Genomic DNA, 17711 nt, shown 5'->3' with positions numbered 1-17711 from the left:
ATACTGCATGAAAATAGTTGTATTTATTCTGTCTAACCCCGATTAATATAGCGGATATTCGCTAATTTACTGATAGGTTGACATGGTACTCCTTACGATTTACATCTCCGTTGCGATTGGTGTTTCGTTTATTTGTTCCGTATTAGAAGCGGTGTTACTTAGTATTTCACCAAGTTATATCGCCACATTGCGCCAACAAAACCACCCTGCGGCGGCAAAACTCACCGCGCTCAAAGATAATATTGATCGGCCTCTTGCCTCGATCTTGACCCTAAACACCATTGCTCACACCATCGGTGCTGCAACCGCAGGTGCACAAGCGACTATCGTGTTTGGTAGTGAGTGGCTAGGTGTGTTCTCAGGCGTATTAACAATAGGTATTTTATTACTGTCAGAAATTGTGCCAAAGACCATTGGCGCCACATACTGGCGTCAACTTGCACCATTCTCAGCGAGTATGTTGCGTTGGATGGTACTGCTTTTGATTCCTCTAGTATGGGTATCAGAGCAAATTACTCGCCGCTTATCACGCGGTCATGAGCAACCAAAATTACGTGATGAAATTTCAGCAATGGCATTACTAGCACACGAAACAGGTGAATTAGGTGAAGGCGAGTCAAAAAGCCTAACCAACCTATTGCAATTCCGTGATGTAAGCGTAACGAAAATTATGACGCCACGTCCGGTACTATTCCGTGTTGATGCCGAGCAAACCATTAATGAATTCTTGTCTCAGCATAAAAATAGTCCGTTCTCCCGCCCATTGGTATATAGCGAGCAGAGTGACAATATTGTCGGTTTCGTTCACCGCCTAGAGCTATTTGCAGAAAGCCAAGCAGGTAAAGGGGGTCAAGAGCTCGGTGTGTTAATGCGCCCACTACCCGTTATTATGAATAACGTTAGCGTACCTAAGGCTTTTGAACGCTTAATGCAGGAACGCTCACAACTTATCTTAATCGTCGACGAATACGGCACAGTACAAGGTCTAGTGACCTTAGAAGATATTTTCGAAAGCCTTGTGGGGGAAGAAATTGTCGATGAAGCTGATAAAAACACCGACATGCAGCAACTGGCTTTCCAGCGTTGGGAAAAGTGGAAGAAAAAGCATGGTGTAATTCAAAATAATGATGAAGAAAAATAATCCTCCATCATGAAAAAAGGGACCGTTCGGTCCCTTTTTTATTATCTTCTTATACCACTCAGTACATTAGTAGTCTTTAGTCAGTGCTTGGCGTTGTCCTATCAAACGCTGCGCAATTAATCCAATAACCAAGGTGATTACCGTAGGTAAAATCCAACCTGCATAATAGTGATACAACGGCAAGTTAGCTTCTAGAAATAGATTCATCTGCACAGGCATTGCTTCAAGAATATGTGCTGCATCAATACAACCAAAGATCAAAGCGACAGTTAATGTGGCCAATGTCATCTTCTGTGATAATTGATTTCGTAATGGTGCCATAATCAATAATGCGATAGCAATCGGGTGTAATGCAACAACAGCCGGTAACGTGATTTTCAATAGCTGAGTTAAGCCAATATTAGCCACCAGCCCAGAAAGTACCATTATCGCAATAACACTCTTACGATAAGTCAAACGCTTGAACGTATGGCTGTAAAATTCACTCCCAGCCGTAGTCACACCAATCGCAGTAGTCAAACACGCTAACACCAACACCAAACCCAATAACATAGTACCAAAGACACCGAAGTGATAATTGGTGAAGGCTGTTAAGATCTCACCACCATTGGCAAAGTTCAATCCAAGATCTGCACTTGTTAATCCAATATAAGCCAATGATACATAAACTAATGCCATCGCACTCGAATACATTAGTGCTGCAATTAACGTGTACTTCGCTATCGCCTTAGGCTCTTTGACTCCCATACCTTCAATCGCACGGAATATAACCCAACCAAAACCTATAGAGCCAAGTGCATCCATCGTCATATAACCTTGGGTTAAGCCTTCCGCCATCGCGCCAGTTTTATAAGCGCCTGATGCTGATTCAATTAATCCTGTTGGATGCCAAATAGCGACAACAGCCATAGTCGTAAGTATGGTCAGCAAAACAGGAGTTAACCATTTCCCCAGTGTATCAACTAATTTCCCAGGATAAAGGGAGAACAAAATAGCCACAATACAAAAAACAATTGAAAAAGGAATAAGTCCCGCCTCTCCCATAAAAGGAGCGACACTAAATTGATAAGCAACAGTGATTGTTCTTGGAATAGCAAAAGCAGGGCCGATAACTATGAACAACATTACCCAAAAGCTGGTTGCTAATGGTTTTGGTAATGCTGCAGTTAAATTATCAGAGCCACGTACCCACGCCACAATCACCAAAGCCATTGCAGGTAAACCAACTCCAGTGAGAAGAAATCCCGTCATAGCACTTAAAAAGTTATCACCAGCTTGGTATCCCAAAAAGGGAGGGAAGATTAAATTTCCCGCGCCCAAATACATGGCGAAGGTCATAAAGCCTAAAGCGGCTATGTTGCGTGCACTTAACATAATTTACCTTTGAATGTGACTTTCAGCTTGGAGGAAGCGAGATGGGAGTGTTTCAAAGGACCTATCAGCTTCTTCGCAAGCTGACAGTAATGTTTAGATATAAGCTGCCAGCTCTAAATACGTTTTAGAGAGAGCATGAGGAGTTGGCGTATATTACCGTCACACATCGCATATTGCGCAGTAATTTTACGACCACAAAAACAGGTAGCGAATGTCATTGCTGTTACTGTATGCATTGTACCTCCCCATAAAAAATCATTATTACCATAAGCAATGTGCTTTGGTGTTGTGATGTTATAAACGGCTATGGGATCGAATTACAATAGCCAAAATAAAATAAGTGGAATGGTGCAAAGTTAAACCAACAAGCAGTTATATTCACTGGTTTTTTAAATTAAAACTAGAATTAAAAACTTCACAAACTACAAACATACCGAAACATAAATAACACAAATGATGGAATAACAGTCTTTTCTACGATATTTTGCTTATATAACGAAATATTTTTATGCTGAATAACTCACTTTCACCCGATACAAAAAAAGAGCCCTTAGGCTCTTTTTTTACTGTCATTGCGATATTAGCTGTTAAAGCTCAATACCGATATTACTGACAGGCTCATCGCGCAACTCTGCACGAAGATCTTTAATCAATTCGATATCACGTGTTTCTGCTTCTTTTAATGCACGGAAAATCGCCCACTGGGTATCCCATTCAGCACATACTGCTTCATTCTCTTTTTGATTATCGTTGGTTATCTCGATACCTGTTTGTGCGTACTCAAGATTAGCAACCGTTTCTGCCGATAAAGCACTTAGTTTGATCACTGTTTCCATCATAAGATCACGATCTAACATCGCATGAAGAAGATCTGCTAGTGCAACACACGCATCAATCGCAGGGCTTACCGCGTAGATATCAAACTCATCTTCGCTTGGCACCATATCTTCTAATTTTTCTAGCTGATTCTCGAAGTTAATTTTGGCGCTTTTAACGGTCAAAATCTCCCAGACGCTATCTAGGATCACTCGATATTTACAAGAGTCAGCAAATCCTGTTTCTGCACAGAAAAATACATAATTTGGGTACATACGCTCACACAAAGACACCATAAATGTCAGGTGTTGCCACGGTTCTAATTTTTCTAAGCGTAACTGGATCGGATTTTTAAGCATGAGATAATCTACAGTAGTGATTTGAAGTGAAGTTTACTTGATAAACGAATAAGGCTAAAGGAAAAGCATGATCAAAGTTTCAGTAATATCAAAGCAACAACAACGCTATACCCAATTATTGGCACAGGCGCAGTTATCGGATCTTTGCTTAACTGGTGATCCTTCGCAAGCAAGCATAATTCTAGCGGATCCTCCTTTGATCGCCAACCAACTCGAACAGTTACCCAAACTAAAGTGGTTACAGTCAACATTTGCAGGCATTGATGCCCTCATTAAACCTCATCTACGACAAGATTATTTGCTCACTAACGTTAAAGGGTACTTTGGCCCTTTAATCAGTGAATATGTCATTGGTCAGTGCCTTAATTACTATCGCCACTTCCATCAATACTCACAACAACAAACACAATCTTTATGGCAGCCAATTCCTTATCAATCAGTCAGTGGAAAAACCATGGCAATCATAGGTACAGGAAGCATCGGCTGTACACTAGCAAAAACGGCAAAAGCATTGAGTTTCTCGGTAATTGGTGTCAACAGGCAAGGCTTATCAGCCTCTACTGATTTTACTCAAACGTATCCAATTACAGAACTGCAGCACGCACTCAGCAAGGCAGATGTGATTGTTTCTATTCTGCCATCAACAGAACACACGAATGATATTTACAACCAACAATGTTGGTCCCACTGCCGTAATGCACTTTTTTTCAATGTAGGTAGAGGTAATACTGTTGTTGAGTCAGACTTAATTAATGCGCTTGATAATAAACAGCTCAACCACGCTTATCTTGATGTTTTCAAGCAAGAGCCACTTAACCAAGATCATCCTTTTTGGCACCATCCAAAAATCAGTATCACGCCACATATAGCGGCGGAAAGTTTTCCAGAGCAAGTCATAGAGATATTCAAAACCAATTACCTCCGCTTTAAACAACAGCAAGATCTAGATTATCTTATTGATTTTAAAAGTGGATATTAAAAGTGCAACTATATTTAACGTACTAACCAGATGAAACAAGTTGATAACTTACGCGATCTTATTCACCATTGCGAGATCTGCAAAGATCACCTGGTACCTCGACCAGTGATTCAATTTAGCTCTAAAACTAGATTATTGCTTATTGGACAGGCGCCCGGATTAAAAGTCCATCAAACAGGGATCCCATTTAATGATCCTAGCGGTGATCGTCTACGCCAATGGCTTGGGCTCGACAAAGATACCTTCTATAACCCAGAACACATTGCCATTATGCCGATGGGTTTATGTTATCCAGGAAAAGGGAAAACTGGCGATTTACCACCTCGTCCAGAATGTGCGCCACAATGGCATCAGCCAGTGCTTGATCTCATGCCTAATATCGGTATGACATTACTTATCGGACAATACGCACAAAACTATTATTTACGAGATAAGCCGAAAACGCTCACAGAAACCGTAAAGCAATGGCAACAATGGGCACCTCGATACATTCCACTGCCTCACCCATCACCTCGTAATGCCATTTGGCTTAAAAAGAATCCATGGTTTGAATCAGACGTCGTCCCTTATATTCGCCAATACGTCCACCAGCATTTAGCAATCAAAGACCAAGTTTAGAGATAAAAAACCCACGCAATTGCGTGGGTTTCCAGTTTAATCATATTAATTTGGCAAATTACTTATGATAAGGCTTCGATAATTCATGCACGGCTTCAACAAATACACCAGCATTTTCAGGCGGAACATCAAGGTGAATACCATGACCTAGGTTAAAGACATGGCCTGTACCACCATCGCCAAAACCTTCAAGAATCGTTGCCACTTCTTGACGAATACGTTCAGGTTGCGCATAAAGCATGGATGGATCCATATTACCTTGTAGTGCAACCTTATCACCGATGCGACGTTTCGCTTCTGCGATATCAATTGTCCAATCTAAGCCTACGCCATCACAGCCCGTTGCTGCGATTTGCTCAAGCCACATGCCACCATTTTTAGTAAACAGCGTAACAGGTACACGACGACCTTCATTTTCACGAATTAAGCCATCTACAATCTTATGCATGTAACGTAGTGAGAATTCGTTGTAATCACGTGGCGTTAATACACCACCCCAAGTATCAAATACCATCACAGCCTGTGCACCGGCTTTGATCTGTGCATTTAGGTATTCAGTAACACTATCAGCTAACTTATCTAGCAGTAGGCGTAGTGTTTGTGGCTCTGCATACATCATCTTCTTGATCTTAGTGAAAGCTTTAGAGCTACCACCTTCAACCATGTAAGTTGCCAATGTCCATGGGCTACCAGAGAAGCCAATCAACGGCACTTCACCTTTCAGATCATGACGAATTTGACGAACTGCATTCATTACGTATTGCAGCTCACCTTCAGGATCGGGTAAACCAATTTTATCGACGTCAGCTTTACAAGTAATAGGACGTTGGAATTTAGGCCCTTCGCCTGCTTCAAAGTATAAACCTAGACCCATTGCATCAGGAATCGTCAAGATATCTGAGAACAAGATAGCAGCATCAAGCGGGAAACGCTTAAGTGGCTGCAGTGTGACTTCACTTGCTAGCTCAGCGTTCTTACATAGCGACATAAAGTCACCTGCAACGCTACGTGTTTCACGGTATTCAGGTAGATAACGACCCGCTTGGCGCATCATCCAAACCGGCGTGTAATCAACAGGCTGTTTTAACAACGCACTTAGGTAGCGGTCATTCTTTAATTCGCTCATTAGAGACTCCATGGGTTAATTCTGCACTTATTGTATCATTCATTACTCAGAACAAAATAGAACATATCTTATTCTATCAATAGGAAATAACGATACGATAACGCGCTAAATCTGATCGTTAATTATTACAGGGCGAACTTGAAAAAGACAGCGTATGGTCTATTAACCGACGTGCGATTGTTCCTTGTGGCGGTAACTGAGGTAAATGATCCACATCAGCCCAAATTGCGTCTGTTAGCTCTTCATAATCTGGCTTAATGTCACCACCGGCGTAGTCAGCAGTGAATCCCATCATCAAATTGGAGGGAAATGCCCACGGTTGACTGGCAAAGTATTGAATATTCGCAACAGTAATGCCTGTTTCTTCCAATACTTCACGAGCAACACATTGCTCTAGTGTCTCACCTGTTTCAACAAACCCCGCAATAACGGTATACATACCTGTTTTATGCCGAGGGTGCTGCGCGAGCAAAATTTGCTTATTTTTACGTACCGCCACAATAATACAAGGCGATACGCGTGGATAATCTATTGCCTTACAAGTTTGGCACTGCATGGCCAATTGCTCATCATGAAATTGTGCTTCATAACCACAGCGACCACAGTAACGCTGCTGAGTAAGCATATAAGATAATTGGATAGCGCGTCCTGCGAGATCAAAAAGTGCCGGCTCAATGTGCAATAATTCCCGTAAACTATAAAAATTATCAGGATCATTGTTATCATCAGCCTCTAGCCAATAAACAAGATAATCGTTAAAGCGGCCAATAACACGGCTAGATATCGTCGTTAGCGTAATATCAGTCATATTTCGCAGCGGCAACGTCTCATTTTCAAGCCAGATCTTTCCCTTATGAATAATGCAGTAATATGCCAAATTCTCATTTTTTAACATTTTTATTACTTTCATCCTTGCGGCAGCGTAAATTTACTGGCAATCTAAAGTTGAAACCAAGTAGTTATCCGAACAACTAGCTCTCTTTAAAAGAGAAAGATCATCGACTATCGATTTAACGATACCGACAAGATCATGAGGACGTGCTCATGCTTAGTAAATTCGAACAAGTCAAAAAAGAATGGGGCGGTCATAATGACGTCATTGACCAATGGCTGATGATGCGTCAACAACTGCTTATCGATTATTGTAAACTAGCAGGCTTAGCCCCGAAAGAAGAGGCTAATCGCCAACTTCCTACCGCCTCTCAATTATCGTTATTCAGTGAAGCTCTGGTTGATTATATTTCAGCGGGTCACTTCAAAATTTACGATAACGTAATGGAACGCTGGCATCAAACAGGTTATTCACCTACCGAAGAAATTTCCACCCTTTATGCAAAAATCACTTCAACGACAGATCCTTTATTGAACTTCAATGATAAATACAGCGAAGTTAAAAAAGACGATCTGCTCGAACAATTTGATGAAGACTTATCTCAAGTTGGTGAGCTAATGGAACTTCGTTTTGCCCTTGAAGATAAGCTGATTGAGTTGATCAGCGACAGTCTATCTTGCCCTCCTGGCGCATAGACTAGCCATTATAATATGTGGCAGTAACACAGGCTGCCACTTCATTACAAGCTATCGAACATATCTCGACTACCCTTTCACATGACCCGTCCACCTTCCTGATATTTATTCAGACAATAAAAAAGGCACCCCGAAGGATGCCTTTTAGAATCAGTCACGTTGAGAATTAATTCTCGTCGTTAAGACCTGCATTCAATAGTGCCGCTAAGTCTTGAGAGGCTTGCTCTGCATCAACTTGTGGTGCTACTGGCTCAAGCTCAACATTACGTTGATTCTGACGACGTTGGTGGTAAGAGAAACCAGTACCCGCAGGGATCAGACGACCCACGATTACGTTCTCTTTTAGACCACGTAGATCATCACGCTTACCAGAAACTGCAGCTTCTGTTAGTACGCGTGTTGTTTCCTGGAACGATGCTGCTGAGATGAATGACTCAGTCGCAAGCGATGCTTTAGTAATACCTAGTAAGTCACGAGAGTAACTTGCAGGAGTCTTACCTTCAGCTTCAAGCTGACGGTTAGCAATCGTTACGCGAGAGAATTCAACTTGCTCGCCTTCTAGGAACTCAGAATCACCAGCAACAGTGATAGTTACCTTACGTAGCATTTGACGAATGATAGTCTCGATGTGCTTATCATTAATCTTAACGCCCTGTAGACGGTAAACTTCCTGAACTTCGTTAACGATGTATTCTGCAACTGCGTGTACACCACGTAAACGTAGAATATCGTGTGGAGTTTCAGGACCATCAGCAATGACGTCACCCTTCTCAACTTTTTCACCTTCGAAAACGTTAAGTTGGCGATGCTTCAGGATCATCTCTTCGTACGGTTGACCATCAGTTGGTGTGATGATCAAGCGACGCTTACCTTTAGTTTCTTTACCGAATGATACTGCACCGGTAATTTCTGCCAAGATAGCTGGTTCTTTTGGCTTACGTGCCTCGAACAAGTCAGCAACGCGTGGTAGACCACCCGTGATATCCTTGTTACCGCCAGATTTTTGCGGAATACGTGATAACGTATCACCGATGCCAACCATAGCGCCGTCGTCAAGCTGAACAATCGCCTTGCCAGGTAGGAAGTATTGAGCTGGCATATCAGTACCAGGGATCATTACATCATTACCATCAGCGTCAACAAGTTTGATAGCTGGACGCATATCTTTACCTGCTGCTGGACGAGCTGCTGCATCAGTTACTTCGCTTGAAGATAGACCTGTTAGATCATCTGTTTGACGAGAAACTGTTACGCCGTCGATCATGTCAACGAACTGGATACGACCTGCCACTTCAGTGATGATTGGCATGGTGTGCGCTTCCCAGTTTGCTACTGTTTCACCAGCAACAACGTCTGCACCGTCACCTTTGCTTAAGATAGTACCGTAAGACAGTTTGTAGTTCTCTTTCGTACGGCCGAACTCATCAATGATGCTTAGTTCAGATGCACGAGAAGTAATTACAAGCTTGCCAGCATTGTTCGTTACGAACTTAGCATTGTGCAGCTTCATAGAACCTGTAGTTTTCACTACAACGCTATTGTCTGCTGCCGCTGCTGATGCCGCACCACCGATGTGGAACGTACGCATCGTAAGCTGTGTACCCGGTTCACCGATTGACTGAGCAGCAACAACACCCACTGCCTCACCAGAGTTAACCAAGTGACCACGAGCAAGGTCACGACCGTAACAGAACTTACAACAACCGAAGTCATTTTCACACGTTACAACTGAACGTACTTTAACTTGGTCTACAGAGTTTGCTTCTAGGATCTCACACCACTTCTCATCAAGAAGCGTATTACGAGGTGCTAGAACTTCTTCTGTACCAGGTTTTAGAACATCTTCAGCAACAACACGACCAAGAACACGATCACCAAGTTGTTCTTTAACATCACCACCCTCGATTAGAGGCATCATGGTGATACCAGCGTAAGTACCACAGTCATCAGCTGTGATCACTACGTCTTGCGCTACGTCTACTAGACGACGCGTTAGGTAACCTGAGTTTGCTGTCTTAAGTGCGGTATCCGCAAGACCCTTACGAGCACCGTGAGTAGAGATAAAGTACTGTAGTACGTTTAGACCTTCACGGAAGTTCGCAGTGATCGGGGTTTCGATGATTGAGCCATCTGGCTTAGCCATCAGACCACGCATACCCGCCAACTGACGAATCTGTGCAGCAGAACCACGAGCACCAGAGTCGGCCATCATGTATACACTGTTGAACGATTTTTGCTGCTCTTCAACGCCGTCACGGTTAATAACAGTGTCAAAAGACAGGTTATCCATCATCGCTTTAGCAACTTGTTCGTTCGCTGTAGCCCAGATATCGATAACTTTGTTGTAACGTTCACCAGCAGTTACAAGACCTGACTGGAACTGTTCTTGAATTTCCGCAACTTCTGCTTCAGCTTCAGCGATCTTAGTGTATTTAGCCGCAGGTACAACCATATCGTCGATACCAACAGATACACCAGAAAGTGCAGCGTAAGCAAAACCTGTGTACATAATTTGGTCAGCAAAGATAACAGTATCTTTCATGCCCAGCTTACGGTAACAAGTGTTAAGAAGCTTAGAAATTTGCTTCTTACCTAGTGCTTCAGTGTTTACAAGGCTAAATGGCAGACCTTTCGGTACGATAGGCCACAGCATTGCACGACCAACAGTAGTATCAACAAGTTGACTATTCTCAACAAAGTTACCCTGTTCGTCTTTCACGTATTCTGTAATACGTACTTTAACGCGAGCGTGAAGCTCAGCCATCTTAGTACGGTATGCTTTCTCAGCTTCAGCTGGTCCAGCAAGGTACATGCCTTCACCTTTCGCGTTGATTTTCTCACGCGTCATGTAGTAAAGACCCAATACAACGTCCTGAGAAGGTACGATGATCGGATCACCAGATGCTGGTGAAAGGATGTTGTTTGTTGACATCATTAGAGCACGTGCTTCTAGCTGTGCTTCTAGCGTCAACGGCAAGTGAACCGCCATCTGGTCACCATCGAAGTCGGCGTTGTATGCCGCACACACAAGTGGGTGAAGCTGAATCGCTTTACCTTCGATTAGGATTGGTTCAAACGCCTGAATACCTAGACGGTGCAGTGTTGGTGCACGGTTAAGCATTACTGGGTGTTCACGAATAACTTCGTCTAGGATATCCCAAACAACAGCTTCTTCGCGCTCAACCATCTTCTTAGCAGCTTTGATTGTCGTAGCAAGACCACGAGTCTCTAACTTACCGTAGATGAATGGCTTAAATAGCTCTAGTGCCATCTTCTTAGGAAGACCACACTGATGCAGACGTAGGTATGGACCTACTGTGATAACAGAACGACCTGAGTAGTCTACACGCTTACCAAGAAGGTTCTGACGGAAACGACCTTGTTTACCCTTGATCATATCAGCAAGAGATTTCAGAGGACGCTTGTTAGAGCCAGTGATAGCACGGCCACGACGACCGTTATCTAGCAATGCATCAACAGATTCCTGAAGCATACGCTTTTCGTTACGTACGATGATATCAGGAGCAGCCAGGTCTAAAAGACGCTTTAGACGGTTGTTACGGTTAATAACACGACGGTATAGATCATTCAGATCTGAAGTCGCGAAACGGCCGCCGTCTAGTGGTACCAACGGACGTAGATCCGGCGGTAGAACTGGCAGTACAGACAGGATCATCCACTCTGGGTTGTTACCTGACTGTAGGAAAGCTTCAACTAGCTTAAGACGCTTAGTTAGCTTCTTACGCTTAGTTTCAGAGTTAGTTTCTTCTAACTCTTCACGCATATTTTCGATTTCAGCATTCAGGTCCATGTTGCCTAAAAGTGCTTTAACCGCTTCTGCGCCCATCTTAGCGTCGAACTCGTCGCCCCACTCTTCAAGTGCATCCAAGTACTGCTCTTCAGAAAGCAGCTGGCTACGCTCAAGGTTGGTCATTCCAGGTTCAATAACTACGTATGATTCAAAGTAAAGTACACGCTCGATATCACGTAGTGGCATGTCCATTAACAAACCGATACGAGATGGCAGTGACTTTAAGAACCAGATGTGGGCAACAGGTGAAGCAAGCTCAATGTGACCCATACGCTCACGGCGTACTTTAGTCTGAGTAACTTCAACACCACATTTTTCACAGATCACACCACGGTGCTTCAGGCGCTTGTACTTGCCACAAAGACACTCGTAGTCTTTTACTGGGCCAAAGATACGTGCACAGAAAAGACCGTCACGCTCAGGCTTGAAGGTACGATAGTTGATTGTTTCTGGCTTTTTAACTTCACCAAAAGACCATGAACGGATCATGTCAGGTGAAGCTAGACCGATTTTGATTGCATCAAATTCTTCGGTCTTATGTTGTGCTTTCAGAAACTTAAGTAAGTCTTTCACATTCGGCTCCTGTGAGGAGTTGACCCATAAAGGCGCCAGTCTACTGGCGCCTTCATATTTATACCGGAGTAACTAATAAGTATAGGTGACTAACCCAGTCTTATTCGTCTTCCAGCTCGATGTTAATACCCAACGAGCGGATTTCTTTCAACAATACGTTGAATGATTCCGGCATACCTGGTTCCATACGATGATCACCGTCAACGATGTTTTTATACATCTTCGTACGGCCGTTAACGTCATCTGACTTAACGGTTAGCATTTCTTGAAGGGTGTATGCTGCGCCGTATGCTTCTAGCGCCCATACTTCCATCTCACCAAAACGCTGACCACCGAACTGAGCTTTACCACCCAGCGGCTGCTGAGTAACAAGGCTGTAAGAACCGGTAGAACGGGCGTGCATCTTGTCATCAACCAAGTGGTTCAGTTTAAGCATGTACATGTAACCAACAGTTACAGGACGCTCAAATGCATCACCAGTACGGCCATCAAACAACGTTAGCTGACCTGATTCAGGTAAATCACCCAGTTTTAGCAACTCTTTAATTGATGACTCAGGTGCGCCGTCAAATACAGGTGTTGCAATAGGTAGACCTTTACGAAGGTTTTGTACAAGAGTACGCACTTCCTGATCAGTAAGAGCTTCGATATCAACTTTCTGGCGAGTATCACCTAGGTTATATACACGTTGTAGGAAGTTACGGAACTTATGTAACTCCTGCTGCTCTTTAAGCATATCGTTAAGTTTGTCACCGATACCTTTAGCCGCAAGACCTAAGTGAGTCTCAAGGATCTGACCGATGTTCATACGAGACGGTACACCCAGTGGGTTCAGAACGATATCAACCGTTTGACCTTTCTCATCGTAAGGCATGTCTTCAACAGGGTTAATCTTAGAGATAACACCCTTGTTACCGTGACGACCCGCCATCTTATCACCCGGTTGGATGCGACGACGTACAGCTAGGTATACTTTAACAATCTTAAGTACGCCAGGTGCTAAGTCATCACCTTGAGTGATCTTACGACGTTTAGTTTCAAACTTCTTATCGAACTCAGCTTTCAGTTCATCGTACTGCTCTGCAAGCTGTTCCAATTGGTTTTGTAAAGCTTCGTCATCAAGCGTAACAGCAAATAGTGCATCGCGGTTCATTGAAGCAATCTTGTCTTCGCCGTAACCCGCAGATAATAGAAGCGTACGAACACGAGCAAGAAGACCACCCTCAAGGATCTGGAATTCTTCTGTGATGTCTTTCTTCGCTTCTTTCAGCTGCATCTCTTCAATTTCAAGAGCACGCTTGTCTTTCTCAACGCCATCACGAGTGAATACTTGTACGTCAATGATCGTACCAGTTACACTACCAGGAACACGTAGAGATGAATCTTTAACATCAGATGCTTTCTCACCAAAGATAGCTCGTAGAAGCTTTTCTTCTGGAGTTAGTTGTGTTTCACCCTTAGGTGTTACTTTACCAACTAGGATGTCACCACCCTTAACTTCAGCACCGATGTAAACGATACCTGACTCGTCCAACTTAGAAAGCGCAGCTTCACCCACATTAGGGATATCAGCAGTGATTTCTTCAGAACCCAGCTTCGTATCACGCGCCACACAAGAAAGCTCTTGAATGTGGATTGTTGTGAAACGATCTTCCTGAACTACACGCTCAGAAACTAAGATGGAATCCTCGAAGTTGTAACCGTTCCAAGGCATGAACGCGATACGCATGTTTTGACCAAGCGCTAGCTCACCAAGGTCTGTTGAAGGACCATCAGCAAGAACATCACCGCGTGATACTGGCTCGCCAGGTAGCACGGTTGGACGCTGGTTAATACATGTGTTCTGGTTAGAACGCGTGTACTTAGTTAGGTTGTAGATATCGATACCTGCTTCACCAGGGATCAACTCGTCGTCGTTAACTTTGATAACGATACGAGATGCATCTACAGACTGAACTGTACCACCACGTTTAGCTACAGCTGTAACACCAGAATCAACACCGATTTGACGCTCAATACCAGTACCTACTAGCGGCTTATCAGCACGGATAGTTGGAACTGCTTGACGTTGCATGTTCGCACCCATTAGGGCACGGTTAGCATCATCGTGCTCTAGGAACGGGATCAGAGATGCCGCCACAGATACAACCTGGTTGGTTGCAACGTCCATGTATTGAACATGGTCACGTGGGTGCAGACCTGAATCACCTTTCTGACGAGCAGTGATCAATTCATCAGCAAATGAACCGTCTTCGTTAAGCGCGGCGTTAGCCTGTGCAATAACGTATAGACCTTCTTCGATTGCTGATAGGTATTCGATATCGTCTGTAACTTTTCCGTCTACCACTTTACGGTAAGGTGTTTCCAAGAAACCGTAAGGGTTACAACGCGCAAAAACAGATAGCGAGTTGATTAGACCGATGTTTGGACCTTCAGGCGTTTCGATTGGACATAGACGACCGTAGTGCGTCGCGTGTACGTCTCGAACCTCAAAGCCAGCACGCTCACGAGTCAGACCACCTGGACCAAGCGCCGAGATACGACGTTTGTGAGTAACTTCTGACAGTGGGTTGTTTTGGTCCATAAACTGTGACAACTGAGAAGAGCCGAAGAACTCTTTCACTGCCGCAGAAATAGGTTTAGCGTTAATTAGGTCTTGAGGCATGATTGCATCAAGATCACCTAAGCTTAGACGCTCTTTAACAGCACGCTCAACACGTACTAGACCAACGCGGAATTGGTTTTCAGCCATTTCGCCAACAGAACGAATACGACGGTTACCAAGGTGGTCGATATCATCAACCTCACCTTTACCGTTACGGATATCGATCAGTTTACGCATAACATCAATGATGTCAGCGTGGTCTAAGATACCAGGACCTGTTGTCTCGTCACGAAGAAGAGAACTGTTGAACTTCATACGACCAACAGCAGATAGATCATAACGATCTTCTGAGAAGAACAAGCTTTCAAAAAGTTGCTCAGCTGCTTCACGTGTTGGTGGCTCGCCAGGGCGCATCATACGGTAGATTTCTACCAATGCACTTAGACGGTCAGTTGTATTGTCGATACGTAGGGTATCTGACATGTAAGGACCGTGGTCTAAATCGTTCGTAAATAGAACTTCAATAGACTTGTGACCCGCCTGAGATAGAAGTGCTAATGCTTCCAGGCTTAATTCCTGGTTAGCCGCTACAATCAGTTCACCGGTTTCTTCGTTGATGTAATCACGTGATGCGATCTTACCAACGATGTACTCAACTGGTACTTCGATGTGATCAATGCCGTCTTTGCCTAATTGGCGAATATGACGAGCAGTGATACGACGACCTTGCTCTACGTAAACTGTACCGTTCGCTTCGATATTAAAGCTTGCAGTTTCGCCACGTAGACGATCCGGTACCAACTCCATAACAAGAGATTTACCTTGAACTTCGAAATTAATTTTATCGAAGAACATGTCAAGGATCTGTTCTGTTGTGTAGTTAAGTGCACGAAGGATGATAGACGCAGGTAATTTACGACGACGGTCGATACGTACGAATACACTGTCCTTAGGATCGAACTCGAAATCCAACCATGAGCCACGGTAAGGGATTACGCGAGCGTTATATAACACTTTACCTGAGGAGTGGGTCTTACCCTTATCGCTGTCGAAGAAGACACCCGGGCTACGGTGTAGCTGGGATACGATAACCCTCTCGGTACCGTTAATAACGAATGTACCGTTATCTGTCATGAGCGGAATTTCGCCCATGTAAACTTCTTGTTCTTTAATGTCTTTTACGGTGCCAGCCGGCGCGTCTTTATCGTACATGACAAGACGTAGCTTCACACGCAGTGGAGCAGAATAAGTTACGCCACGAATCTGACATTCTTTAACATCGAAGACCGGCTCACCGAGACGATAGCTAACGTATTGCAGCTCGGAATTGCCATTGTAGCTCTGAATTGGAAAAACAGAGCGAAAGGCAGCTTCTAGACCGTAATGCCCTTCCGGATCCTGCTCGATAAATTTTTGGAAAGAATCAAGCTGGATCGACAGCAAGTATGGAGCATCCAACACTTGCGGACGCTTACCAAAATCCTTACGGATACGCTTTTTCTCGGTATAAGAGTAAACCATAGGTTCCTCAGATCGCTGATAAGTGATCCAAACTACCCCAAACACACGGGGGTAGTGACTAAACGTTGTTTATGTGTAGGAACAACCCATTGAAATCAGGGTCGTTTTTTGCTAGACAGTGGATACAAAACAAGGTGAAAATTACCACTGCCCTACAGCGCAAAAAGGCCGGTAGCAATTTGCCACCAGCCAATAGCCATAAAAGGCTATGAAATCAAATAATGATTATTTGATTTCAACAGAAGCACCAGCTTCTTCTAGTTGAGCTTTAAGAGCTTCAGCTTCTGACTTCTCAACACCTTCTTTTAGAGGTGCTGGAGCGCCGTCAACTACTGCTTTAGCTTCTTTAAGGCCAAGACCAGTTGCGCCACGTACAGCTTTGATAACTTGTACTTTGTTTGGACCACAAGCTGTTAGGATTACGTCGAATTCAGTTTGCTCTTCAGCTGCTTCTGCAGCTGCGCCGCCTGCTACAACTGCAGCTGCAGCAGTAACACCGAATTTCTCTTCCATAGCTTCGATTAGCTCAACAACTTGCATTACAGACATTTCTGCAACTGCGTCTAGGATTTGCTCGTTAGTGATAGACATAACAATTCTCTTTTTAAGTCAACAATAAGTTTAAATAGTAATCAGATAAAGCGCGACAATTAAGCAGCAGCTTCTTCTTTCTGATCACGTACTGCAGCGATAGTACGTACAAGTTTACCAGCAGACGCTTCTTTCATGCACATCATTAGGCGTGCGATAGCTTCATCGTAAGTTGGTAGAGTTGCTAGTACTTCAACGTTTGCAACAGCGCCTTCAAATGCAGCTGCTTTGATCTCGAATTCTTTGTTCTCTTTAGCGAAGTCTTTGAAAAGACGCGCTGCAGCACCTGGGTGCTCATTAGAGAAACCGATTAGAGAAGGACCAACGAAAACGTCTTTTAGACATTCAAAGTCAGTACCTTCTACTGCACGGCGTGCTAGTGTGTTACGAACAACTTTTACGTATACGCCAGCTTCACGAGCTTGCTTACGTAAAGTAGTCATCGCACCCACAGTAACACCGCGAGAGTCAGCAACAACAGCAGAAAGTGCACCGTTGGCAGCTTCGTTGACTTCAGCAACAATTGCTTTTTTGTCTTGAAGATTTAATGCCATTGGATTTGCTCCTGGATTGTTTTACACCACTCACTGCTCAAAATAGCAGGAGAGTCTTACGGCGCAGATCCAAGAAAGACATACATCAATCATGTTCTGGCACCGTCTACGTAGGT

13 protein-coding genes are annotated in these 17711 nt (G+C 43.7%); 4 read left to right on the top strand and 9 right to left on the bottom strand.

Features of this window, described 5'->3' with window-relative positions; genetic code table 11:
* The first annotated feature begins 82 nt into the window (after positions 1-82).
* Positions 83-1141, top strand: a complete 1059-nt coding sequence (locus SKA34_RS22315; protein ID WP_006647693.1) for a CNNM domain-containing protein — start codon at positions 83-85, stop codon at positions 1139-1141.
* 66 nt (positions 1142-1207) lie between these two features.
* Here SKA34_RS22315 and brnQ read toward each other — a convergent pair whose 3' ends face one another.
* The 3 genes from brnQ to SKA34_RS22305 all read right to left on the bottom strand — a co-directional run bounded on the left by brnQ (position 1208) and on the right by SKA34_RS22305 (position 3690).
* Positions 1208-2515: a branched-chain amino acid transport system II carrier protein gene (gene brnQ, locus SKA34_RS22310; RefSeq protein ID WP_006647694.1), complete on the bottom strand. Its 1308-nt coding sequence runs from the start codon at positions 2513-2515 to the stop codon at positions 1208-1210.
* Positions 2516-2628: 113 nt separating this feature from the next.
* Entirely contained in the window at positions 2629-2751 is a 123-nt protein-coding gene (locus tag SKA34_RS23825; RefSeq protein WP_006647695.1) for a hypothetical protein, read from the bottom strand.
* Positions 2752-3102: 351 nt separating this feature from the next.
* A complete protein-coding gene (locus tag SKA34_RS22305) occupies positions 3103-3690 on the bottom strand; it encodes a YjaG family protein (protein ID WP_006647696.1) in 588 nt (195 codons plus the stop codon).
* Positions 3691-3757: 67 nt separating this feature from the next.
* Here SKA34_RS22305 and SKA34_RS22300 point away from each other — a divergent pair, with 67 nt between their 5' ends.
* The gene (locus SKA34_RS22300; protein WP_006647697.1) at positions 3758-4669 is read left to right on the top strand and encodes a D-2-hydroxyacid dehydrogenase; all 912 of its coding nucleotides are present in this window, start codon (positions 3758-3760) and stop codon (positions 4667-4669) included.
* Positions 4670-4699: 30 nt separating this feature from the next.
* A complete protein-coding gene (locus SKA34_RS22295; RefSeq protein ID WP_006647698.1) occupies positions 4700-5287 on the top strand; it encodes a uracil-DNA glycosylase family protein in 588 nt (195 codons plus the stop codon).
* A 58-nt stretch (positions 5288-5345) separates the two neighbouring features.
* On the opposite strand, the gene hemE is transcribed toward SKA34_RS22295, so the two are convergent.
* Positions 5346-6413, bottom strand: coding sequence for a uroporphyrinogen decarboxylase (gene hemE / locus SKA34_RS22290; RefSeq protein WP_006647699.1), 1068 nt, complete (start codon positions 6411-6413; stop codon positions 5346-5348).
* 118 nt (positions 6414-6531) lie between these two features.
* On the bottom strand, positions 6532-7308 hold the full coding sequence (gene nudC / locus SKA34_RS22285; RefSeq protein WP_006647700.1) for an NAD(+) diphosphatase: 777 nt from the start codon (positions 7306-7308) through the stop codon (positions 6532-6534).
* Positions 7309-7457: 149 nt separating this feature from the next.
* On the opposite strand from nudC, the gene SKA34_RS22280 reads away from it, so the two are divergent.
* The gene (locus SKA34_RS22280; protein ID WP_006647701.1) at positions 7458-7940 is read left to right on the top strand and encodes an Rsd/AlgQ family anti-sigma factor; all 483 of its coding nucleotides are present in this window, start codon (positions 7458-7460) and stop codon (positions 7938-7940) included.
* Between the two features lie 166 nt (positions 7941-8106).
* On the opposite strand, the gene rpoC is transcribed toward SKA34_RS22280, so the two are convergent.
* From rpoC to rplJ, 4 genes are all read right to left on the bottom strand, one after another.
* The gene (gene rpoC, locus SKA34_RS22275; RefSeq protein WP_006647702.1) at positions 8107-12324 is read right to left on the bottom strand and encodes a DNA-directed RNA polymerase subunit beta'; all 4218 of its coding nucleotides are present in this window, start codon (positions 12322-12324) and stop codon (positions 8107-8109) included.
* Positions 12325-12424: 100 nt separating this feature from the next.
* Entirely contained in the window at positions 12425-16450 is a 4026-nt protein-coding gene (gene rpoB / locus SKA34_RS22270) for a DNA-directed RNA polymerase subunit beta (RefSeq protein WP_006647704.1), read from the bottom strand.
* Positions 16451-16675: 225 nt separating this feature from the next.
* Positions 16676-17041 carry a 50S ribosomal protein L7/L12 gene (gene rplL, locus SKA34_RS22265; protein ID WP_006647705.1) on the bottom strand — a complete coding sequence of 122 codons (366 nt, stop codon included), beginning with the start codon at positions 17039-17041 and terminating at the stop codon, positions 16676-16678.
* Between the two features lie 59 nt (positions 17042-17100).
* Positions 17101-17595 carry a 50S ribosomal protein L10 gene (gene rplJ, locus SKA34_RS22260; protein ID WP_006647706.1) on the bottom strand — a complete coding sequence of 165 codons (495 nt, stop codon included), beginning with the start codon at positions 17593-17595 and terminating at the stop codon, positions 17101-17103.
* Positions 17596-17711 lie beyond the last annotated feature (116 nt).

Source organism: Photobacterium sp. SKA34, from assembly GCF_000153325.1.
GTDB lineage: Bacteria > Pseudomonadota > Gammaproteobacteria > Enterobacterales > Vibrionaceae > Photobacterium.
This window is presented reverse-complemented; position numbering and strand designations above follow the sequence as displayed.

Bases quoted from the DNA above. Each gene is read 5' to 3' on its own strand.
- SKA34_RS22295 (WP_006647698.1), top strand. From the start codon at position 4,700: ATGAAACAAGTTGATAACTTACGCGATCTTATTCACCATTGCGAGATC.
- SKA34_RS22305 (WP_006647696.1), bottom strand. From the start codon at position 3,690: ATGCTTAAAAATCCGATCCAGTTACGCTTAGAAAAATTAGAACCGTGG.
- brnQ (WP_006647694.1), bottom strand. From the start codon at position 2,515: ATGTTAAGTGCACGCAACATAGCCGCTTTAGGCTTTATGACCTTCGCC.
- hemE (WP_006647699.1), bottom strand. From the start codon at position 6,413: ATGAGCGAATTAAAGAATGACCGCTACCTAAGTGCGTTGTTAAAACAG.
- rpoB (WP_006647704.1), bottom strand. From the start codon at position 16,450: ATGGTTTACTCTTATACCGAGAAAAAGCGTATCCGTAAGGATTTTGGT.
- rplJ (WP_006647706.1), bottom strand. From the start codon at position 17,595: ATGGCATTAAATCTTCAAGACAAAAAAGCAATTGTTGCTGAAGTCAAC.
- SKA34_RS22300 (WP_006647697.1), top strand. From the start codon at position 3,758: ATGATCAAAGTTTCAGTAATATCAAAGCAACAACAACGCTATACCCAA.
- SKA34_RS22315 (WP_006647693.1), top strand. From the start codon at position 83: ATGGTACTCCTTACGATTTACATCTCCGTTGCGATTGGTGTTTCGTTT.
- rplL (WP_006647705.1), bottom strand. From the start codon at position 17,041: ATGTCTATCACTAACGAGCAAATCCTAGACGCAGTTGCAGAAATGTCT.
- nudC (WP_006647700.1), bottom strand. From the start codon at position 7,308: ATGTTAAAAAATGAGAATTTGGCATATTACTGCATTATTCATAAGGGA.
- SKA34_RS23825 (WP_006647695.1), bottom strand. From the start codon at position 2,751: ATGCATACAGTAACAGCAATGACATTCGCTACCTGTTTTTGTGGTCGT.
- SKA34_RS22280 (WP_006647701.1), top strand. From the start codon at position 7,458: ATGCTTAGTAAATTCGAACAAGTCAAAAAAGAATGGGGCGGTCATAAT.